Source organism: Nocardia gipuzkoensis (assembly GCF_021183645.1).
Lineage (GTDB): Bacteria > Actinomycetota > Actinomycetes > Mycobacteriales > Mycobacteriaceae > Nocardia > Nocardia abscessus.
The window spans coordinates 3,364,967-3,385,013 of record NZ_CP089225.1; the positions used below are offsets into that span (position 1 = coordinate 3,364,967).

A 20,047-nucleotide genomic window follows, 5' to 3' on the forward strand; every position below is an offset into this window, starting at 1 on the left:
CTTGGCCCAGATTGTCAAGGAAGAAGGGCAAATTTGTCTCCGGGTAACAAACAGCGTCGGCCTGAGGAGATGGCGATGACCGTGGGGCCCACGCCGCGCGCCGGGGACCGGCCGAGCCCGGCGCCCGACGAGGTGCGCGACTGGCTGGCCGACTACGTCTACGAGACGATGCGCGCGGAGACGCTGGAGCGGATCGTCACCCGGCTCGACGACGTCATCATCGCGCGAATCCCCGAACTCGCCGATCGCGATATGCGCCGCGACCTCGCGGCCAGCACCCGGGCGCACGCGAGGATCGTGCTCAGCCGCCTGCCCAGCGACGCCTTCGAGTTCTCGCTGCCGGAGGAGGCGCACGCGTTCGCGCGCAGCGTGGCCCGGCGCGGCTTCGAGCTCCGGTTGCTGCTGCGGGTCTATCACGTGGGCATGGAGGCGGTGCTGGACTACATGACCGAGGTCGTCGAGCAGCGGCGGACCACGCCGGAACTCGAGCGCGTGGTGCTGCTGCGGTTGTTCGAGCGGGCCACCAAATGGATCAGCACCTCGGTCGAATTGCTCACCGACACCTACATGGAGGAGCGCGAACAAGTTCTGCGCGCCGCCATCAACCGGCGGGCCGAGACCGTCCGCGCCCTGCTGGACGGCGACGACGTGGACGTCGAGCAGGCGTCGGTGCGGCTCGGCTACCGGCTCTCCCAGCAACACCTGGCCTTCGTGCTGTGGACCGACGAGCCGACCGGCGAGCCCGCGGGCGCGGACGCGGAGGCGACCGGCTTGCTGGACCGGGTCGCGGCCCGGCTGGCCGCGTCGTTCGGCAGCGCACGGGTGCTCACCGTTCCGTCCGGCGCCAGCGCCATGTGGGCGTGGGCCGGTTCGGACGACGTGGAACGCGCCGCCGAACTCGCGGCGCCGGGACAGCTGGAGCGGCTGGCCGGGGCGCAGGTCGAAGCGCCGGTGCGGGTCGCGTTCGGTGTGCCTGCCGCGGGAATCGCGGGCTTCCGCCGCAGTCATCGCGAGGCGGTCGCCGCGCGGCAGGTCGCCGAGCGGGCACCCGCGGGCGGCCCGCGGGTCACCGGGTATCGAACGGTGGAGATCGCCTACCTGGCCGGCGCGGACGAAGCGGCCATGCGCGGGCTGGTCGAGCGTGAGCTGGGCGCGCTGGCGGGCCGGGATGCGAACGCCGCGCGGCTGCGCGCGACGCTGCACGCCTATCTGCGCGGCCACCGCAGCCCGGAGGCCACGGCCAAAGCGCTCGGCGTGCACAAGAACACGGTTCGCTACCGCGTGCAGCGGATCGAACAGCTACTGGGATATCCGATCGAAGAGCGGGGCTTGCCGCTGGAGATCGCGCTGGTGTGCGTCGACGTCTACGGCTCGGACGCCCTGCCCTGAACCGCGGCTACTCTCCCGCTGCCGCCTCGCGCGCCGCGATGCGGCGCAGTGGCGGCTCGGTGGGCGGCGCCACCCTGCGGTCGGGTAACTCGGCGAGCAACGTGGTGGTCGCCTCCGCGATGGCCGCGACGGCCTTGTCGACGGCCGATTTGGTGGTCGAGCTCAGGCCGGACACGCCACCGACCTTGCGCACGTACTGCAGTGCGGCGGCATAGATTTCCTGCTCGGTTGCGGCAGGTTCCAGACCACGCAGGACGGTGATGTTTCTACACATGCGAGCACACTAGCCCCAGATCACGACATGCGTCAGGGCAAGAAGTCATCGAGGTCGAAAACTATTCGCCCAGCGGACGCGCACTCGGCGCGACGAACATGCGCCATCGGCGAATACCGAGCGTCCGCCGGGACGGATGGGGAACAATCGGGGGCATGTCTGCGCGCGGTGTACCGACCTTGACGACGTTTCCGTACGCGGAGCTGGACGAGCGGGAGGAAGACCATTGGTCCGGCGCCGCGGTATCCGACGACGAACTGCGGGCGTTGGCCCTCGGCGCCTTCTACTCGGCGCGCTGGGACGCCTTCCACGACGCGCTGCTGCTCGGTCCCGAACGCGCGCATCCCCTCGGTGACCGGCGCGAGCTGGCCATCGACACACTCACCGGAGCGTGGGGCATCACCGACGGCACCGAGGCGCAGGCCTCGATGGAGCAGTTGCTCGACGGCATGCACGCCCCGCTCTACGCGCTGGTGCACCCGCTGGTGACGGCCTCGATCAACGCCAGCGAGCGCGATCGGTTCGGCGAGCGGGCCGACCGGCACCGGGCGTTCCTGCGGCAGGTCGGCGCGTTCCGCGGCATGGACAATCCGGAGGCGCTGGTCCGCGACTACGACATCTGGTCGCAGGCGATCAAGATCGGATTCACCGACCATCTGGCCCGGCCGCTGCCCAGCGACATCCACGCCTGGGATCTGGCCAGGGTGGTCGCGGTGGCCAGGATGGCCTACACAGCCGGCTACCTCGACGCCGACGTGGCCTGGGGCTATCTCGCGCGCGCCCTGCCGCTGGCCCAGAGCAAGTACCGCAACTGGCGTCAGTTCGGCGACGCCTACCTCACCGGCTGGACCTATTGGCAGGCATGCGAGGACCTGGCCGAGCTGAAGAACGGCGGCGTCGATCGCCGCAAGGAGCTGCTGCGGCTGTGGCTGCGCCCGACCAGCCCGTGGCGTCGGGTCGCGCTGAACTCAGTTCCCGTCGGGGAGTGAGCGCAGGATGCCGCGGCCGTAACGCTGGAACTGCGCGTCGTCGACCATGCCGAGGGAGTGCCGCTCGACCAGCAGCTCCCACTCCGAATACAGCTGGGCCACACCGGGATCCGCGGAGCCCGCGGCCCCGTCGGCGGATTCCCTGCGCACCGCGAAGTTCACCGCGCAGGTGACCCGCTCGGTGTCGGCGCGGTCGACGCCGGTGAAATGCAGCGTCCGGCTGCCGTCGTGCACCTCGATGCCGGTGGCGCCGCGTCCGGGACCGATCTCGCCGCGGCCCGCGGTGGGGGTGTCGGTGACGCGCGCCCACAAGACCACGGGAATCGGGAGTTCGTGCGCGTACCGGCCGTCGCCGATCGAGACGAACAGCAGGCGCGCCGTCGTGGCGGCGAGCAGGCCGGAACCGTTGCCCGCGGGTGGTTGCGCGACCGCGACGGCGGTCTCCAGGACGTACTCGTCCGGCGTCACGTAACGATGCAGAGCCGCTATCGCCTGCTTCGTGTCGCGGCGCGGCGACATCCTTCGGGTCGCCCGCTCCACATCCGCGCGAACGGGACCGCCGCGGCCCCAGGTGGGCGCAGGCGGGCGCAGATCCGGCGCCGCCACGTCGATGCGCTGGGTGGCCAGGATGTGCGCGTTGAGCCGGTCGATGATCTCGGTGGCCGCCGGGAGGTCGTGCTCGGCGATCAGGACCGGCAGCGGGGTGCGGTCCGCGGGCACGCCGGTGAGCACCGGCGTGGGGTAACGCAGATAGATCTCGATGACGACCGCGTCGTCCGCGCGCCGGTTCAGCCGGACCTTGAGCAGGTCCGACACCGGGACATCGAGGACGCGCTCGCCGTCGGACCCGGGCCGCAGGATGATCAGCCTGCCGCGGCCGTGACGCAGTATCGCTGTGGGTGTCCGTAGCTCGACTATGTCCATACCCCCTGCGCTCGTGTCTGGTGCGGCGCTCCCGGGGCTTTCGTGGTTTGCGAGCTACCGCTTAACGTGCCCGTCGCTCGCGCCGCGAGGTTGTGTCGTCGCTCACGATAGGCCGAACATGCCATGATTGTTGCCACTTGGAGGAAGCCGGACCGGAGACATCGGGAACCACCGTCGATCCCCAGCCGTTTACCTCATTAGCTGCACCTGCAGTCGAACTGTGCGATGTATCGACTAGACCGTACGCGGTAACGTGGCATGTCCGCATCCGAACCCCCGCGGAACCGGACGCGCCAGACGCATCGCTAGGCAAGAACCGGAGACACCGGAAAGGACTGGCCGCCCCGGCCGACGCTCTATGAACCGCAAGACAGTGTTTCGCACCCTGGCCATAGTCTCGGGCATTTTGCTCGTGATCTATGCGTTCAGCTATTTCGGCAACGACACGCGGGGCTGGAAGAGCGTCGATACATCGGTTGCCCTGAGCCAGCTCGAGAACAAGAGCAACGTTCAGAACATTCAGATCGATGATCGTGAGCAGCAGCTGCGCATCGAACTGAAGGACGGCAACGACGCCACCGGCGGGCAGAACAAGATCATCGCGAAGTATCCGGGCGGGAGCGAGACCTCCGCCCAGATCTTCGACGCGGTGAAGACCTCCGGCGCGCCCTACAACACCGTGGTCAAACAGGAGAGCTGGTTCACCCAGATCCTGCTGTTCGTGCTGCCGATGGTCATCCTGCTCGGGTTGTTCATCTTCGTGATGGCCCGCATGCAGGGCGGCGGCCGCGGCGGCATGATGGGCTTCGGCAAATCGAAGGCCAAGCAGCTGTCCAAGGACATGCCCAAGACCACGTTCTCCGACGTGGCCGGAGCCGACGAAGCGGTCGAGGAACTCTACGAGATCAAGGACTTCCTGCAGAACCCGGTTCGCTACCAGGCCCTCGGCGCCAAGATCCCCAAGGGCGTCCTGCTCTACGGCCCGCCCGGCACCGGTAAGACCCTGCTGGCCCGTGCCGTCGCCGGCGAGGCGGGTGTGCCGTTCTTCACCATTTCCGGCTCGGACTTCGTGGAGATGTTCGTCGGTGTCGGCGCCTCCCGGGTGCGCGACCTGTTCGAACAGGCCAAGCAGAACAGCCCCTGCATCATCTTCGTCGACGAGATCGACGCGGTCGGCCGCCAGCGCGGCGCCGGTCTCGGCGGCGGTCACGACGAGCGTGAGCAAACCCTCAACCAGTTGCTGGTCGAGATGGACGGCTTCGGTGACCGCACCGGCATCATCCTGATCGCCGCGACCAACCGCCCCGACATCCTCGATCCGGCGCTGCTGCGTCCGGGCCGGTTCGACCGGCAGATCCCGGTCGGCAACCCGGACCTCGCCGGTCGCCGCGCGATCCTGCGGGTGCACTCGCAGGGCAAGCCGATCTCTCCGGACGCCGACCTGGACGGCCTGGCCAAGCGCACCGTCGGCATGTCCGGCGCCGACTTGGCCAACGTGATCAACGAGGCCGCGCTGCTCACCGCCCGCGAGAACGGCGCGGTGATCACCGGCGAATCGCTGGAGGAGTCGGTAGACCGCGTGATCGGCGGCCCGCGCCGCAAGAGCCGGATCATCAGCGAGCACGAGAAGAAGATCACCGCCTACCACGAGGGCGGCCACACCCTGGCCGCCTGGGCGATGCCGGACATCGAGCCGGTGTACAAGGTCACCATCCTGGCGCGCGGCCGCACCGGCGGTCACGCCATGACGGTGCCCGAGGACGACAAGGGCCTGATGACCCGCTCGGAGATGATCGCCCGCCTGGTCATGGCGATGGGCGGCCGCGCGGCCGAGGAACTGGTGTTCCACGAGCCGACCACCGGCGCGTCCTCCGATATCGACCAGGCCACCAAGATCGCTCGCGCGATGGTCACCGAGTACGGCATGAGTTCCCGGCTCGGCGCGGTCCGCTACGGCCAGGAGCAGGGCGACCCGTTCCTCGGCCGCTCGATGGGCATGGGTTCGGAGTACTCGCACGAGGTGGCGGGCGCGATCGACGTGGAGGTGCGCAACCTGATCGAGGCCGCGCACACCGAGGCGTGGGCCATCCTCAACGACTACCGCGACGTGCTCGACGACCTGGCCACCGCGCTACTGGAGCGGGAGACCCTGCACCGCAAGGATCTCGAGCAGATTCTCGCGTCGGTGCAGAAGCGCCCGCGGATCACCGCGTTCAACGATTTCGGCGACCGCGTCCCCTCGGACAAGCCGCCGGTGAAGACCCCGGGCGAGTTGGCCGCCGAGCGCGGCGAGTCGTGGCCGCCGGAACCGGCGGTGGCCGCGTCCGCGCAGCGTGACCCGCAGACCTCCAACGGCTACCCGCCGCACGAAAGCGGTTACGGAGCTCCGCCGCAGTACGCCCGCCCGTCGGCACCCGGCTACCCGCTGCCTCAGGCGCCCGCCCCGGCCTATCCGCGCCAGGGCACGCACGGTTCGCGGCCGGACTACGGCGCTCCCGCGGGCTGGTCGGCTCCCGGCTGGCCGCCCCGGGACGAGCCGCAGCAGCAGGGGCAGCCCGGCTGGGGTGACTCGCAGCAGCCGCGGCACGGCTACCAGCAGTGGGGCCCGCAGGGGACCCCCGAAGGCGGCTACGACCGGGACGGTTACGGCGAGCGCGGCGGCTACGAAGAGCCGCGCCGCGCCAACCCGAACGGCGAGGGCGACAACGGTGATTGGGATGGACCGAACGGTCGTCACTGAGCAGTGACGATTAGGCTCGACCATCGTGGGGTGCCGAGAAATTGCCGGCACCCTGAAAGTTTGGAGGTGTCCTCGATTGTCGGCCAACGATCACGGCGGTGGCTACACCCTCGCCGAAGCGGATAGTGCTGAACACGATGGTTTCGACATCGGCCTGGCGGAGCCTGGACCGGTCGCCCTGGAGAGCGGTAGATCGTTCGACCAGGCACGGGCCGAAGCGGCGGTGCGGGAGTTGCTGCTCGCCGTCGGTGAGGACCCGGATCGGCCTGGGCTGCGGGAGACGCCCGCCCGGGTCGCGCGGGCCTATCGGGAAACCTTCGCGGGCCTTTACGTGGAACCGGATTCGGTGCTCAACACCACGTTCGATGAGGGCCACCAGGAACTCGTGCTGGTGCGGGACATCCCGATGTACTCCACCTGCGAGCATCATCTCGTGTCGTTCCACGGTGTCGCCCACGTCGGTTACATCCCCGGCCCGCACGGGCGGGTCACCGGTCTGTCCAAGCTCGCCCGGCTGGTCGACCTGTACGCCAAGCGCCCGCAGGTGCAGGAGCGTCTGACCAGCCAGATCGCCGACGCGGTGATGCGCAAGCTGGATCCGCGCGGCACCATCGTGGTGATCGAGGCCGAGCACCTGTGCATGGCGATGCGCGGTATCCGCAAGCCGGGCGCGAGTACCACCACCTCCGCCGTGCGCGGGCTGCTGCAGTCCAACGCCGCCTCGCGGGCCGAGGCGCTCGATCTGATACTCCGGAAGTGAGCGGGCCCGCGGTGTCCGAACCGAGCAGCGGAGGGCGCGCAGCGACCGGGGACGACGCCGCCACCGCGCGGCCGGACGGGCGATCGGCGACCGAAGCGCGGGCGAGTGGGCTCGAGAACGTCGGCGCTCGCGACGGGCGCTCCTGCGTGGTGATGGGCGTGGTCAACGTCACCAGCGATTCGTTCTCCGACGGTGGGCGATACCTCGATCCCGAGCTGGCCATCGCGCACGGCGTGCGGCTGCACGCCGCCGGCGCGGACATCATCGACGTGGGCGGCGAGTCGACCAGGCCGGGCGCGGTGCGCATTGATGCGGCGACCGAGGCCGCCCGGGTGACCCCGGTGATCCGCGGCCTGGTCGCGGCGGGCGTGCCGACCAGCGTGGACACCATGCGCGCCGCGGTGGCCGCCGCGGCGATCGAGGCGGGGGTGTCGGTGGTGAACGACGTCTCCGGTGGTCGCGCCGACGCCGACATGGTGCGAGTGGTCGCCGCCGCGCGGGTCCCGTGGATTCTCATGCACTGGCGGGCGGGCGCCGACTACCGGCACACCGGACCGGCGGACCACTACGACGACGTGGTCGCCGAGGTGTTCGCCGAGCTGACCGCGCAGGTGGACCTGGCCGTCGCCGCCGGCGTAGACCCGTCCCGGCTGGTCCTCGACCCGGGCTTGGGCTTCGCGAAGAACGCCGAGCACAACTGGGCTCTGCTCGGCGCGCTGCCCGAACTGGTCGCGCACGGGCTGCCGGTGCTGATCGGTGCGTCGCGCAAGCGTTTCCTCGGTTCGCTCCTCGCCGACGAGGCGGGGCCGCGTCCACCGGACGGCCGCGAGACGGCCACCGCGACCATCTCGGCACTGGCCGCGCTGCACGGCGCGTGGGGTGTGCGGGTGCACGACGTGCGCGCCTCGCTGGACGCCATCGCGGTCGCCGACGCGTGGCAGAATGCCGCACGGCAGCGCGCCGCACAGCACGACACCGTCCGATCCAGTGCGCAAGGAGCTCGATGATGAGCCGGTCCCCGGTCCACGCCGAAGACGATGCGCCGCCGCGCGATTCGGCGACCAGGCGCGGCGCCGACCGGATCGAGTTGCGCGGCCTGCGCGCCTTCGGACATCACGGTGTCTTCGAGCACGAGCGTCGCGACGGTCAGGAGTTCCTGGTCGACCTGACGGTGTGGGTGGATTTCGCGTTGGCCGCCGCGTCCGACGATCTGGCCGCCACCGTGGACTACGGCGCGTTGGCCGAGCGTGCGGTGCGCATCGTCCAAGGCCAGCCGCGCAATCTCATCGAGACGGTGGTGTCGGAGATCGCCGACGACGTGATGACCGATCCGCGGATCGAGTCGGTAGAGGTGGTGCTGCACAAGCCGTCCGCGCCGATCCCGCACACGTTCGCCGACGTGCGGGTGATCACCTCCCGGCACCGGGGGGAGCCCGCCGAATGAGCGAGCGCAACGGCGGCGCGGCCATTGTCCGGACCGCGCCGAGCGCTGCGGAGGCGCGCCGATGACCCGTGCCGTGCTGTCCATCGGTTCGAACCTGGGGGACCGGCTCGCCCATCTGCGCAGTGTGCTGGATGGGTTCGGGCATCGGGTGCTGGCCGCCTCCGCCGTGTATTCGACCGCGCCGTGGGGTGGTGTGCCGCAGCAGGATTACCTCAATGCCGCTGTGCTGGTGGAGGATCCGGGCTTCGGCTGCGCGGACTGGCTGCGCTGGGGCCAAGATCTGGAGCATGCCGCCGGACGCGTGCGCGAAGTGCGCTGGGGCGCGCGCACACTCGACGTGGACGTGGTGTGGTGTGCCGAACTGCGCGAGGGAGAGCCGGTCGCGTGCCGCAGTGCCGACCCGGATCTGATTCTGCCGCACCCTCGAGCGCATCGGCGCGCTTTCGTGCTGGTGCCGTGGCTGGACGTGGTGCCGGACGCGGTGCTCGAGGTCGACGGCGTACCGCACGCCGTGGCGGATCTGCTGGCGCGGCTGGAGCCGGCCGAGCGCGCCGGGGTGCGCCGCACCGAATTCTCGTTGACGGGCACTCCCTCGTGAAACTGAAGCCGACTCGCGTCCTCGACCTCGTGGCGACTGTGCTGATCGCCGCGATCCTCGCGTGGATCGCCACCAGGGTGGCCTATGACAACTTCCCGCCGATCTCGGTGTTCGCGGGAGCCTCGCTGTACCCCGTGGCCGCCATCGAGGCGGTGCTCGCCTTCGTGATCCGGGCCAGGGTCAACGACCACGAGATCGGCGACGGCCGCCACCAGTTGCATCCGATCACCGCGGCCCGCGCCGTCGCGCTGGCCAAGGCGTCGGTGCAGGTGGGTGCGATCTCCGCCGGCATCTGGCTCGGTTTTCTGTGCTGGGTCTTCCCGCAGCGCGGCACGCTGCGCGCGGCGGCCGCCGACAGCCCGGGTGCGATCGTCGGGATGCTGGCGGGGGTGGCTTTGGTTGCTGCGGCCCTCTGGTTGGAGTATTGCTGCCGGGCGCCGGAGGATCCGACCGACGATGCGGCAACTACCTAGCTAGCTTTACGAACGGAATCACCAAACGTTGTGTGGGCGCGGCTCCACCTATTGGCTACCCTGGCTGGCATGGTTTCACCCTCCCGTAGCAGCACTTCCCGTCGACGGCGGGACGACGCGGGAAAATTGTTCGTCGGCGTCTTGATCTTGCTCGGCCTGGTTGCCAGCGTTTTCCTGATCTTCAGTAACAGCGTGCAGTTCGTACGGGTAGGTCTGATTGCGGCGCTGTGGGCGGCGGCGATCGGCGCTCTGGCTGCGACGAAGTACCGCAAGGAAGCGGATATCGACAAGGCGAAGGTCCGTGATCTACAGACCGTCTACGAGTTGCAGTTGGAGCGGGAGGTCACCGCGCGACGCCAATACGAGCTCGGCCTAGAGGCGCGAGTGCGGGAGGAAGTGGGCGCCGACGCGGCCGAACTCGCGGCCTTGCGCGCGGAACTCACCGTGCTGCGGCAGAGCCTGCAGCGGCTGTTCGACGGGGATCTGCCGATGGATCGCCCGGCGTTGCGCGCCGACGCGACCCGGATTCAGGAGCTGACCAGCTCGGGCGCGGAATCCGGGAACAATAGCTCCGCGAATGCCGGGATGTGGTCGGTGTTCGCCGACCAGCAACCGCATAGCAGTATGACGCCGATCTTCGAGCCCGATCATCCCGAGCCGCCTGCCTTCGCCAGCCCCTTCGACGATCCGGTCACCGCAGAGACCGCGGTGGTCTCCATCGACGACGAGGCCGAGCAGGCCGACGTGGAGCAGGCGCGCTACGCCGAGCCGCGTGGCTGGGCCGACGCCTTCACCGAAACCGTGGACGAGCCGGTCGACGAGCCGCCGACCCAGCCCGCCGCGCGCCCGCGGCCGACGCAGGAGCCCGCCCCGCGGCCGACCTCCGCGCCGACCATGGGCACGCCGAGCGCGCGCAGGCGGCGCCGGGCCGAGAGCGACGACGAGACGCCGTCGCGTCGTCTTTCGGTCGCGGAGATCATGGCCAACCTGCAGTCCGAGGAGCGCGAACGCCGGTGACCCGCGGCCGGGCGCTGCCCGGCACTGCGGCATAGATCACGCGGGCACCCCGTGGCGGCGGAGAACCGCCTGCCGATATTCTCTTGGCGTACCGTCCGGTACCCGCATGGCGGGACTGGAACGACATCGAGAGGACAACGTTGACCTCGAGAAGCGTGAATTCCGACAACGCTGCTTCGGGCTTCGACCCCGCGCCCGCACGCCTGACGGTGGGAATCGTCTCGGCGGGACGTGTGGGCTCGGCATTGGGCGCCGCACTCGAGCGGGCCGGACACATCGTGTTCGGCGTCTGCGCGATCTCCGACGCCTCGGTGCGCCGTGCCGAGACCCGGCTGCCCGACTCGGAGATCCTGCCGGTCGAACAGGTGGCCGCCCGTAGCGAGCTGCTGCTGCTCGCCGTACCCGACACCGAACTCCCCGGCCTGGTTCGTGGCCTGGCCGGGGCGGGAGTCGTCCGGCCGGGCACCATCGTCGCGCACACCTCCGGCGCCAACGGCGTCGGCGTGCTCGCGCCCCTCGCCGAGATCGGCGCCCTTCCGCTGGCCATCCATCCCGCCATGACCTTCACCGGACACGACGAAGACGTGCCCCGGCTGGGCAACGCCTGCTTCGGCATCACCGCGGCCGACGAGGTCGGCTACGCCATCGCGCAGTCGCTGGTGATCGAAATGGGCGGCGAGCCGGTCCGGGTGCCCGAGGCCGCACGCTCGCTGTACCACGCGGCTCTCGCGCACGGCAGCAACCACCTGGTCACGGTGATCGTCGACGCGGTCGCCGCGCTGCGGGCAGCCCTGGACGGGCCGGGACTGATGGGCCAGCAGCTGGTCGACGACCAGCCGGGCGGCTTGGCCGAGCGCCTGCTCGCCCCGCTGGCGTCGGCGGCGCTGGACAACGCGCTGCGCCGCGGCCAGTCCGCCCTGACCGGCCCGGTGGCCCGCGGCGACGCGGACGCGGTGGCCGCGCATCTGGACGCGCTGTCGTCGGTCGACCCCCGGCTGGCCGAGGCCTACCGCGCGCTGTCGCTGCGCACCGCCGAACGGGCCGGCACCGCCCCGGCCGTCATCGAGCTGCTGGAAGGACACTGATGTTCGACCCGAAATTGCGCGGTGCCTACCGGCCCGGTGAGCTGACCGTGCACCACGATCCCGCGGTCCTCGGCGCGGTGTCCGCCGCGCTGCGCGGCGTCGGCCGCACCGTCGCGCTGGTGCCGACCATGGGCGCGCTGCACGAAGGCCACTTGGAGATCGTGCGGCTGGCCAAACGGACCAACCAGGTCGTCGTCGTCTCGATCTTCGTCAATCCCTTGCAGTTCGGCGCGAACGAGGATCTGGACAAATATCCCCGCACGCTGGACGCCGACGTCGAGCTGCTGCGCGCGGAGGGCGTCGAGCTGGTGTTCGCGCCGAGCGTGGCCGACATGTATCCCGACGGTCCGCGCACCACGGTGCATCCCGGTCCGCTCGGCGCGGAGCTGGAGGGCGCCAGCCGCCCGACCCATTTCGCGGGCATGCTCACCGTGGTCGCCAAATTGCTGCAGATAGCGCGGCCGACCGAGGCGTTCTTCGGCGAGAAGGACTATCAGCAGCTCACGTTGATCCGGCAGATGGTGCGCGACCTGAATTTCGACGTCAAGATCACCCCGGTGGTCACCGTGCGCGAGGCCGACGGCTTGGCGCTGTCCTCACGCAACCGCTATCTCGACCCGGTGCAGCGCGAAGCGGCGCTCGCCCTGTCGGCGGCCCTCTCGGCGGGCAAGCACGCGGGCGGCCTCGGCGGCGCCGCGGTACTCGCGGCCGCCGGCCAGGTGCTCGACGCCGCGACCGGCGTGGACGTCGACTACCTGGAACTGCGCTCGGCCACGCTGGGGCCCGCTCCGGCGACCGGCAACGCCAGACTGCTGATCGCGGCCAGGGTCGGCCCGACCCGGCTCATCGACAACGTCGCCGTCACGCTCGGCGCTCCGATCGACGGCCATCCCAACGTCTCCGGTTCGCGGCCCGCCGTGGACTCCTCCCAGCCTGCCCCGGCGGTGTCAGATCCCGCCCCGATCTTCCCCGCGAACTAGAAAGGGCGACGCAATGCTGCGCACCATGATGAAGTCGAAGATCCACCGTGCCACCGTGACGCACGCCGACCTGCACTACGTCGGCTCGGTCACCGTGGACCAAGACCTGCTCGATGCCGCCGACCTGCTGGAAGGCGAACAGGTCTGCATCGTGGACATCGACAACGGCGCCCGGCTGGAGACCTACGTCATCGCCGGTGAGCGGGGGTCCGGTGTGATCGGGATCAACGGCGCCGCGGCGCACCTGGTGCATCCGGGTGACCTCGTCATCCTGATCGCCTACGGTCAGCTGAACGAGCAGGAGATCGCGGACTACGACCCCAAGGTCGTGTTCGTCGACGAGCGCAACCGTCCGGTCGAGCTCGGCTCGGACCCGGCGCACGCTCCGGAGGGCTCGGGTCTGACCTCGCCGCGCTCCCTGTCGTTCGTCTGAGGACCGGCGACCGGGACATGCTGCTGACCATCGATGTCCGCAATACCAGTATCGAACTCGGTCTGTTCTCCGGTTCCGGGGCGCATTCGAAACTGGTGCGGCACTGGCGAATGCACACCAATCCGTTGCTGACCGCCGACGAATTCGCCATGCAGGTGCGCGGGTTGGTCGGCGCGCAGCTGGACGAGGTGATCGGCGTCTCCGCGCTGTCGACGGTGCCGCCCGTGCTGCGCGAACTGCGCGCCATGCTCGGCCAGTACTGGGCTCACGTTCCGCACGTATTGGTGGAACCCGGTGTGCGCACCGGGATTCCGTTGCTGGTGGACAATCCGAAAGAAGTCGGCGCGGACCGCATCGTCAATTGTCTGGCCGCTTACCAGCGGTATTCCGCACCCGCGATCGTCGTCGATTTCGGCACGGCGATCTGTGTCGATCTGGTGTCGAAGAAGGGCGAGTTCCTGGGTGGGATCATCGCGCCCGGTGTGGAGATCTCCACCGAAGCGCTGGTGGAACGCAGCGCGCTGCGGCGGGCCGAGCTGACCAGGCCGCGGTCGGTGCTGGGGAAGAACAGCATGGAGTGCATGCAGTCCGGAGCGGTCTTCGGTTTCGCCGGACTGGTGGACGGCCTGATCGATCGGATCCGCGACGAGTTCGACGCCTTCGCGGGCGACGATGTCGCGATCGTGGCGACCGGCGCGACCGCACCGCTGATCGTCCCGGAATCCGAAACGATCGATGATCACGATCCGCACCTCACGCTGACCGGGCTCCGGCTCGTATACGAACGCAACCAGCGGCGCAAGGGAAGTGTCTGAATTGCGCGGTGTTGGCTTTGTCGCAGGCCGGGCATGTCGATACCGCGCCGGATGCTGTTAAACTCACTCTCGTGACTTCCCGCGTGAGCACCCAGGAGTGTTGTCGAGGCTGACTTGCCTCGACCGATCGAGGCTGCCTTCCCGCCCTCGACCGATACCTTCCTCCTGGAGATTCGCTCATGCGTTCCTCTGTTCTTTCCCTTTCTTCCGCGCGCACTGCGTTTTCGGCTACCCCGCCGGTGGAGCGCTCGGTGTCGCCCGCGCTCCCTACCCGGTTGCGTCCGGCCGACCTGCTCCGGCTGACCGATGAAGGCGCCGAGGATGTGCTGGCCGGGCGGTACGACCACCTGCTTCCCGCGGACGGGACGTGGCCGGTGGACGAGCGCTGGGCGGCCAGATTACTCACCGACGACGAGGTCGACGTCTGGCTGATCAGCTGGACTCCGGGTAAATCGACCGAATTGCACGACCACGCCGGTTCGCTCGGCGCACTCACCGTGCTCAGCGGCGCGCTGTCGGAATATCGTTGGAACGGAACGGAACTGCGCTGCCGCACACTCGCGGCGGGTGACCAGGCCTCGTTCCCGATCGGCTGGGTGCACGACGTCATGCGCGCGCCCGCCGCCGTGCCCGGCGCTGCCGATTCCGCGGGTCCGCTCGACCCGACGCTGAGCGTGCACGCCTATTCCCCGCCGCTCACCGCCATGTCCTATTACGAGGTGACCGGTCACGGCACCCTCCGGCGCACTCGAACCGTTCTCACCGACCAGCCCGAAGGTGATATGTGATGACCCGTTTGACCATCGATCAGATGCTCGAGAACGCACGGGCCCAACTCGAGCGGATCTACGCCTTCGAATTGCCGCAGGCTATCGAGCGCGGCGCCATTCTGGTGGATATCCGGCCCCAGGCCCAGCGTGGACGCGAGGGCACCTTGCCCGGTGCGCTGGTGATCGAGCGCAACGTCCTGGAATGGCGGCTGGACCCCACCAGCTCCGCCCGCTTGGCGCTGGCCGCCGATCACGACGTGGAATGGATCGTCGTCTGCTCCGAGGGCTATACCTCCAGCCTGGCGGCCGCCGCTCTCCAGCAACTCGGGCTGCATCGGGCCACCGACCTGGTGGGCGGCTACCAGGCATTGAAGGCGGCCGGCCTGCTGAACGTCGCCATGGGGGCGCCGCACTTCGCGCGTGAGCTCGACGCGCTCGCGTCCCTGTAAATCACCCGCGAACACTTCCATCTCGAAATAGCCGGTCGCACAGGTGTTTCCGGACACCGATCGATGCGCACCGGCTATTTCGGGTATCCGGAGGCTCGGACCGACGGTCCGGATCGGGGCAGAGCATCGATACCGTTTCGTTACTCCGGGTCAGAGTCCGGGCGGCGCGCAAACGATTTCCGGTGCACGCTAGGGTTGTTCGATGTGAGCACCCCGAACTCTGCATCCTCCAGCGCATCGACATCGGATTCGCGGCCTGCCGTGGCGCCCGACGCCGACGACGCCCCGGAGCAGATACGGATTCGGCGGGAGAAGCGGGAGCGACTGCTCGCGGCCGGTGGCGAGGCCTATCCCGTGGTCGTGCCGCGTACGCATACACTCGCGGAAATTCGGGCCGCATATCCGGACCTGGCCGCCGACACCGCCACCGGACAACAGGTGGGCGTCGCCGGACGCGTCATATTCCTGCGTAATACCGGCAAGCTGTGTTTCGCGACACTGCAGGAGGGCGACGGCACCAAGCTGCAGGCGATGATCAGCCTGAACGGGGTCGGCGCGGACGCCCTCGCCGCCTGGAAGGCCGATGTCGATCTCGGTGACTTCGTTTTCGTGCACGGTGAGGTCATCTCCTCCCGCACCGGAGAACTGAGCGTCATGGCCGATTCCTGGTCCATGGCGGCGAAGGCCCTGCGGCCGCTGCCGGTGGCGCACAAAGAGATGAACGAGGAGTCGCGGGTCCGGCAGCGCTATGTCGATCTGATCGTGCGCCCCGAAGCCAGGGAAATGGCCCGTACCCGCATCGCCGTGGTGCGTGCGCTGCGCAACGCGCTCGAGCGCCGGGGATTCCTCGAGGTGGAGACGCCGATGCTGCAAACGCTGCACGGCGGCGCGGCGGCCCGGCCGTTCGTCACCCGTTCCAATGCCCTCGATATGGACCTCTACCTGCGCATCGCGCCGGAGCTGTTCCTGAAGCGCTGCGTGGTCGGCGGCTTGGAGCGCGTCTTCGAGATCAACCGGAACTTCCGGAACGAGGGCGCGGACTCCACGCATTCCCCCGAGTTCGCGATGCTCGAGACATACCAGGCATACGGCACCTACGACGACTCGGCGGTGATGACCCGGGAATTGGTGCAGGAAGTGGCCCAGGAGGCGTTCGGCACCCAGGTGGTGACCCTGGCCGACGGTACCGAATACGATCTGCGCGGCGAGTGGGCGACCGTGGAGATGTACCCCTCGCTGTCGGACGCGCTGGGAGTGCAGGTCACCCCGGAAACGTCGGTCGCCGAATTGCGGGCACTGGCGGATCGGGTCGGTCTGGAAATTCCGGAGGGCAAGGGCTACGGACACGGGAAACTTGTCGAGGAACTCTGGGAACATCAGTATGGCGACAAGCTCTACGCCCCGACTTTCGTGCGCGACTTCCCGGTGGAGACCTCCCCGCTGACCAGGCAGCATCGGAGTGCGGCAGGCGTCACGGAGAAGTGGGACCTCTATGTGCGCGGCTTCGAGTTGGCCACGGGCTATTCGGAGTTGGTCGACCCGGTGATCCAGCGCGAACGGTTCGTCGATCAGGCTCGGCTGGCCGCACAGGGTGACGACGAGGCGATGGTGCTCGACGAGGACTTCCTCGCGGCGATGGAGCACGGCATGCCGCCGACCACCGGAACCGGTATGGGAATCGATCGGTTGTTGATGGCGCTCACGGGATTGGGAATCCGAGAAACGATACTGTTCCCAATTGTGCGTCCGGTCACCAGGTGACCACTGGATTGCAAAGTAGCGGCTCCGTCTTGGAATTTCCGGAATTCGGGGTATTCTTGCCTCGGGTAATCGGCCTAGTATGCGGGTCGCACGATTTCGAGAGGACGTTCATCTCATGGCAAAGAAGGTCACCGTTAGCCTGATCGACGATGTCGACGGTGAGTCCATCGCGGACGAGACCATCGAGTTTGCGATCGACGGTGTGTCGTACGAGATCGACCTGTCGTCGGCAAATGCGGCGAAGCTGCGCGACGGTTTGGAAGAGTGGGTTTCGAATGCGCGCCGGGTCAGCGGCCGGCGCCGGGTCAAGGCCGCCGCGGCCGCCGCGGGCACGCCCAAGAGCCGGGTCTCGATCGACCGGGAACAAAGCGCCGCAATTCGTGAGTGGGCGCGTCGGAATGGACACAAGGTGTCCGCCAGGGGCCGCATCTCCGCCGACATCACCGACGCGTACAACAAGGCCGCGAAGGGATAGTTCTATTTTCGGCCGCCGTCCCGGCGAATCGTGCGACGTCGGGGCGGCGGTCTTGTTTGTGATAGACCTTCGATATAGCAGCGAGACCGGATCCCACGGTGGCCCGTCACGGGCGGATGAATCGATCTTGCTCGTGGTACCCGAACGCGGCACCATGGAAACGTGCGACGGTCACTGGCGGTATGGAGAGGCGAGGTATCGGCGCAGTGACAGGATTCGTCGGATCATTCTTGCGGTTCACCGATGACGCCGGTCGGCAGCAGGAGCTCACGCTCACTCCCGACCGCGGGCGCGTCACCATCGGCCGCTCCCCGCATGCCGATCTCGCGCTGAGCTGGGACGCGGAGGTCTCCCGCCTGCACGCGGCGGTCGAATACCTGGGCGCGCACTGGACCATCGTGGACGACGGTCTGTCCCGCAACGGCACATTCGTCAACGGGGACCGGCTGGTCGGTCGCCGCAGGCTGATGGCGGGCGACGTCATCCGGGTCGGCACCTCGCGGGTGTCCTTTCACGACTTCGGCGGCGTGTCCGACGACATCACTCGTACCTCCACCGGCTCGATGCCCACCGCGCGCTCGCTCACCGAAACGCAGCGCTCGGTGCTGATCGCGCTGTGCCGCCCGTACAAGCACGGCGCGGGCTTCGCCACTCCGGCCTCCAATCAGCAGATCGCCGAGGAACTGTTCCTCAGCGTCGACGCGATCAAGACCCACCTGCGCGCGCTGTTCGCCAAGTTCGGCGTGGAGGATCTGCCGCAGAACCAGAAGCGCGTCCGGCTGGCTGGTTTGGCCATGCAGAGTGGGCTCATTTCCGATCGGGACCTGTGAGACCTTCACGGTAGACGCTCGCTTAGGCGGTCGAGCTTCTCGGCCATGGAGAGTCGTGCCGACAGCGGCTTGACTTGGACTCAGCAGCCGGATCGAGAACGGGTCCGGCCGAGTTTCCCAGCAGGAGGAAGTCATGACCGCCACACGTCTCGCCGCACTGGTGTTCGCCACGCTGGCGACGGGCCTGATCGCGGGCCTCTTCTACGCGTACGCCAATTCGGTGATGCCCGCGCTCGCCCGCACCGACGACCGGGTGATGATCGACGTGATGCAGAAGATCAACGTGGTGATCATCAATCCGTGGTTCATGATCGCGTTCCTCGGCACCGTCGGCTGCACCATCCTGGCCGCCGCGCTGCATCTGGGCCGGGAGCACCGCGGCACGCTGATCTGGATCGTGCTCGCGCTGGTGCTCAACGTCATCGCGTTCGCGGTGACCTCGGGCCTGAACGTTCCGCTCAACGACCAGCTGGCGGCGGCGGGCGACCCGGCCTCGATCGCCGACCTCGCCGCGGTGCGCGCCGATTTCGAATCCGCCTGGGTCCGTTGGAACATCGTGCGGGGCGTCGTCCACACGCTGGCGTTCCTGGCGCTGTGCGGCGCGCTGTTCGTGGCAGGCGTTCAGCAGGGGAAGGCCACCGCCGCGGCGAGCACGCCGGGCCATCCGGTCGCGGGCCGGTACGCGGTGGACCGGCCCGGCGCGCCCGCCTTCGGTCAGAGCTAGTTTCCGCAACGACCCGCCGGAATCTACTCCGTCTGGGCCACTGCGTGCGGTAGCTTCCCGGGAAGACGAGACCGGACCGGGAGGCTATTGTGCGGCGTGTCCCAGGCTTTTCGTTGCTGATCGTTCTGCTCGCCGCGGTGTGCGTCACCGCGGGCTCGGCGCACGCGCGGCCTGCACAGGAGCGATATCCGGTCGACTACAACTTCTTCGCCGGGATTCCCGCCGAGCTGGCGAATCCCGGCGGTTCGCTGCCCGGCACCAACGACTGGACCTGCCGGCCCGGCTCCGAGCACCCGAACCCCGTGGTGCTCGTGCACGGCACAGGTGGTGGCGCACAGACGAACTGGGGCGTGTATGCGCCGTTGCTGGCCAACGAGGGCTACTGCGTGTACTCGGCCACGTTCGGCGCCTACAACCTGCCGTGGCCCGCTTCGGCCATCGGCGGCATGCTCCCGATCGAGCAGAGCGCGGCCCAGCTCGCCGCTTTCGTGGACCGGGTACGCGCCGCTACCGGCGCGGCCGAGGTCGACCTCATCGGCCATTCCCAGGGCAATTTCATCGGCAACTACTTCGTCAAGCGGCTCGCGGGCGCGAGCAAGGTGGACAAGATGGTCGGGCTGGCTCCGCCCTGGCTCGGCTCGAACGCAGGCGGCATGGCGGATCTGAACGAATTCGGCACGCGCCTGGGCCTCGGCCCGTTCTTCGACGCCGTGGCCGGGTCGCCGTGTATGGCGTGCCGCCAGGTGTTGCAGGGGTCGGAGTTCGTGCGCGCCCTCAACTCGGACGGCGTCTACCACCCGGACGTGACCTACACCAACATCGCGACCGTCCTGGACGAGCTCGTGGTGCCCTACACCGCCGGACTGGTCACCGGGCCACGAGTGACGAATATCGTGGTTCAGGACGGCTGCGCGACGGACTACTCTGGACATACGGGCATTGCGGGCAGTCGGAGGGCCGCGACGTACGTGCTCAACGCGCTCGATCCCGCGCATCAACGCCCCGTGCCCTGCGGTTAGGTCCACCCGTACACCGGGTAGGCAGCCCAGGTCGGACGTGTTCGGCAGTGATCCGGTCGGCGAGCAGTCTGTTCGCTGAGGGCAAAACCCGGCCGGAA

Annotated in this window: 22 protein-coding genes; 20 read left to right on the forward strand and 2 right to left on the reverse strand. The window is 68.8% G+C overall.

Going from position 1 to position 20,047, the window contains the following annotated elements:
• Positions 1-75: 75 nt before the first annotated feature.
• Positions 76-1,389: a PucR family transcriptional regulator gene (locus LTT66_RS15010; RefSeq protein WP_233067832.1), complete on the forward strand. Its 1,314-nt coding sequence runs from the start codon at positions 76-78 to the stop codon at positions 1,387-1,389.
• A 7-nt stretch (positions 1,390-1,396) separates the two neighbouring features.
• On the opposite strand, the gene LTT66_RS15015 is transcribed toward LTT66_RS15010, so the two are convergent.
• A complete protein-coding gene (locus LTT66_RS15015; RefSeq protein ID WP_174188519.1) occupies positions 1,397-1,663 on the reverse strand; it encodes a DUF2277 domain-containing protein in 267 nt (88 codons plus the stop codon).
• 155 nt (positions 1,664-1,818) lie between these two features.
• Here LTT66_RS15015 and LTT66_RS15020 point away from each other — a divergent pair, with 155 nt between their 5' ends.
• The gene (locus LTT66_RS15020; RefSeq protein WP_181719071.1) at positions 1,819-2,652 is read left to right on the forward strand and encodes a DUF1266 domain-containing protein; all 834 of its coding nucleotides are present in this window, start codon (positions 1,819-1,821) and stop codon (positions 2,650-2,652) included.
• Here the strand turns inward: LTT66_RS15020 and LTT66_RS15025 are convergent.
• Positions 2,632-3,576: a hypothetical protein gene (locus LTT66_RS15025; protein WP_233067834.1), complete on the reverse strand. Its 945-nt coding sequence runs from the start codon at positions 3,574-3,576 to the stop codon at positions 2,632-2,634. The genes LTT66_RS15020 and LTT66_RS15025 overlap by 21 nt on opposite strands.
• Before the next feature lie 358 nt (positions 3,577-3,934).
• Here LTT66_RS15025 and ftsH point away from each other — a divergent pair, with 358 nt between their 5' ends.
• From ftsH to LTT66_RS15115, 18 genes are all read left to right on the forward strand, one after another.
• Entirely contained in the window at positions 3,935-6,316 is a 2,382-nt protein-coding gene (gene ftsH, locus LTT66_RS15030; RefSeq protein WP_233067837.1) for an ATP-dependent zinc metalloprotease FtsH, read from the forward strand.
• A 148-nt stretch (positions 6,317-6,464) separates the two neighbouring features.
• Positions 6,465-7,076, forward strand: a complete 612-nt coding sequence (folE, locus tag LTT66_RS15035) for a GTP cyclohydrolase I FolE (RefSeq protein WP_227954967.1) — start codon at positions 6,465-6,467, stop codon at positions 7,074-7,076.
• A gap of 152 nt (positions 7,077-7,228) precedes the next feature.
• Positions 7,229-8,083: a dihydropteroate synthase gene (folP, locus tag LTT66_RS15040; protein ID WP_233069264.1), complete on the forward strand. Its 855-nt coding sequence runs from the start codon at positions 7,229-7,231 to the stop codon at positions 8,081-8,083.
• Positions 8,080-8,520 carry a dihydroneopterin aldolase gene (gene folB / locus LTT66_RS15045; protein ID WP_408638799.1) on the forward strand — a complete coding sequence of 147 codons (441 nt, stop codon included), beginning with the start codon at positions 8,080-8,082 and terminating at the stop codon, positions 8,518-8,520. Before folP ends, folB begins: the two co-directional genes overlap by 4 nt.
• Before the next feature lie 61 nt (positions 8,521-8,581).
• Positions 8,582-9,118: a 2-amino-4-hydroxy-6-hydroxymethyldihydropteridine diphosphokinase gene (folK, locus tag LTT66_RS15050; protein WP_233067841.1), complete on the forward strand. Its 537-nt coding sequence runs from the start codon at positions 8,582-8,584 to the stop codon at positions 9,116-9,118.
• A gap of 2 nt (positions 9,119-9,120) precedes the next feature.
• Positions 9,121-9,591 (forward strand): DUF3180 domain-containing protein, encoded by a 471-nt coding sequence (locus LTT66_RS15055; RefSeq protein ID WP_181719146.1) that lies wholly within the window; start codon positions 9,121-9,123, stop codon positions 9,589-9,591.
• 69 nt (positions 9,592-9,660) lie between these two features.
• Positions 9,661-10,608, forward strand: a complete 948-nt coding sequence (locus LTT66_RS15060) for a DUF6779 domain-containing protein (protein WP_233067855.1) — start codon at positions 9,661-9,663, stop codon at positions 10,606-10,608.
• A 155-nt stretch (positions 10,609-10,763) separates the two neighbouring features.
• Positions 10,764-11,693 carry a Rossmann-like and DUF2520 domain-containing protein gene (locus LTT66_RS15065; protein WP_233067857.1) on the forward strand — a complete coding sequence of 310 codons (930 nt, stop codon included), beginning with the start codon at positions 10,764-10,766 and terminating at the stop codon, positions 11,691-11,693.
• A complete protein-coding gene (gene panC, locus LTT66_RS15070; RefSeq protein ID WP_233067859.1) occupies positions 11,693-12,673 on the forward strand; it encodes a pantoate--beta-alanine ligase in 981 nt (326 codons plus the stop codon). Before LTT66_RS15065 ends, panC begins: the two co-directional genes overlap by 1 nt.
• A gap of 13 nt (positions 12,674-12,686) precedes the next feature.
• Entirely contained in the window at positions 12,687-13,106 is a 420-nt protein-coding gene (gene panD / locus LTT66_RS15075) for an aspartate 1-decarboxylase (protein WP_043685890.1), read from the forward strand.
• Positions 13,107-13,123: 17 nt separating this feature from the next.
• The gene (locus LTT66_RS15080) at positions 13,124-13,921 is read left to right on the forward strand and encodes a type III pantothenate kinase (protein WP_043685894.1); all 798 of its coding nucleotides are present in this window, start codon (positions 13,124-13,126) and stop codon (positions 13,919-13,921) included.
• 179 nt (positions 13,922-14,100) lie between these two features.
• Positions 14,101-14,709, forward strand: a complete 609-nt coding sequence (locus LTT66_RS15085; RefSeq protein ID WP_233067861.1) for a cysteine dioxygenase — start codon at positions 14,101-14,103, stop codon at positions 14,707-14,709.
• An 8-nt stretch (positions 14,710-14,717) separates the two neighbouring features.
• Positions 14,718-15,140, forward strand: coding sequence for a rhodanese-like domain-containing protein (locus tag LTT66_RS15090; RefSeq protein ID WP_043685961.1), 423 nt, complete (start codon positions 14,718-14,720; stop codon positions 15,138-15,140).
• A gap of 261 nt (positions 15,141-15,401) precedes the next feature.
• Positions 15,402-16,901, forward strand: coding sequence for a lysine--tRNA ligase (gene lysS, locus LTT66_RS15095; protein ID WP_181719145.1), 1,500 nt, complete (start codon positions 15,402-15,404; stop codon positions 16,899-16,901).
• Positions 16,902-17,016: 115 nt separating this feature from the next.
• Positions 17,017-17,376, forward strand: coding sequence for a histone-like nucleoid-structuring protein Lsr2 (locus tag LTT66_RS15100; protein ID WP_040864538.1), 360 nt, complete (start codon positions 17,017-17,019; stop codon positions 17,374-17,376).
• Positions 17,377-17,558: 182 nt separating this feature from the next.
• Positions 17,559-18,206, forward strand: a complete 648-nt coding sequence (locus LTT66_RS15105; RefSeq protein ID WP_181719063.1) for an FHA domain-containing protein — start codon at positions 17,559-17,561, stop codon at positions 18,204-18,206.
• A 133-nt stretch (positions 18,207-18,339) separates the two neighbouring features.
• Positions 18,340-18,930, forward strand: a complete 591-nt coding sequence (locus LTT66_RS15110; RefSeq protein WP_233067865.1) for an anthrone oxygenase family protein — start codon at positions 18,340-18,342, stop codon at positions 18,928-18,930.
• A 113-nt stretch (positions 18,931-19,043) separates the two neighbouring features.
• Positions 19,044-19,949, forward strand: a complete 906-nt coding sequence (locus tag LTT66_RS15115; protein WP_332909685.1) for an esterase/lipase family protein — start codon at positions 19,044-19,046, stop codon at positions 19,947-19,949.
• Positions 19,950-20,047 lie beyond the last annotated feature (98 nt).

Bases quoted from the DNA above. Each gene is read 5' to 3' on its own strand.
- LTT66_RS15015 (WP_174188519.1), bottom strand. From the start codon at position 1,663: ATGTGTAGAAACATCACCGTCCTGCGTGGTCTGGAACCTGCCGCAACC.
- LTT66_RS15105 (WP_181719063.1), top strand. From the start codon at position 17,559: ATGGAGAGGCGAGGTATCGGCGCAGTGACAGGATTCGTCGGATCATTC.
- LTT66_RS15080 (WP_043685894.1), top strand. From the start codon at position 13,124: ATGCTGCTGACCATCGATGTCCGCAATACCAGTATCGAACTCGGTCTG.
- LTT66_RS15020 (WP_181719071.1), top strand. From the start codon at position 1,819: ATGTCTGCGCGCGGTGTACCGACCTTGACGACGTTTCCGTACGCGGAG.
- LTT66_RS15110 (WP_233067865.1), top strand. From the start codon at position 18,340: ATGACCGCCACACGTCTCGCCGCACTGGTGTTCGCCACGCTGGCGACG.
- LTT66_RS15085 (WP_233067861.1), top strand. From the start codon at position 14,101: ATGCGTTCCTCTGTTCTTTCCCTTTCTTCCGCGCGCACTGCGTTTTCG.
- folP (WP_233069264.1), top strand. From the start codon at position 7,229: ATGGGCGTGGTCAACGTCACCAGCGATTCGTTCTCCGACGGTGGGCGA.
- LTT66_RS15100 (WP_040864538.1), top strand. From the start codon at position 17,017: ATGGCAAAGAAGGTCACCGTTAGCCTGATCGACGATGTCGACGGTGAG.
- panD (WP_043685890.1), top strand. From the start codon at position 12,687: ATGCTGCGCACCATGATGAAGTCGAAGATCCACCGTGCCACCGTGACG.
- ftsH (WP_233067837.1), top strand. From the start codon at position 3,935: ATGAACCGCAAGACAGTGTTTCGCACCCTGGCCATAGTCTCGGGCATT.
- LTT66_RS15010 (WP_233067832.1), top strand. From the start codon at position 76: ATGACCGTGGGGCCCACGCCGCGCGCCGGGGACCGGCCGAGCCCGGCG.
- LTT66_RS15025 (WP_233067834.1), bottom strand. From the start codon at position 3,576: ATGGACATAGTCGAGCTACGGACACCCACAGCGATACTGCGTCACGGC.
- panC (WP_233067859.1), top strand. From the start codon at position 11,693: ATGTTCGACCCGAAATTGCGCGGTGCCTACCGGCCCGGTGAGCTGACC.
- folB (WP_408638799.1), top strand. From the start codon at position 8,080: ATGATGAGCCGGTCCCCGGTCCACGCCGAAGACGATGCGCCGCCGCGC.
- LTT66_RS15060 (WP_233067855.1), top strand. From the start codon at position 9,661: ATGGTTTCACCCTCCCGTAGCAGCACTTCCCGTCGACGGCGGGACGAC.
- folK (WP_233067841.1), top strand. From the start codon at position 8,582: ATGACCCGTGCCGTGCTGTCCATCGGTTCGAACCTGGGGGACCGGCTC.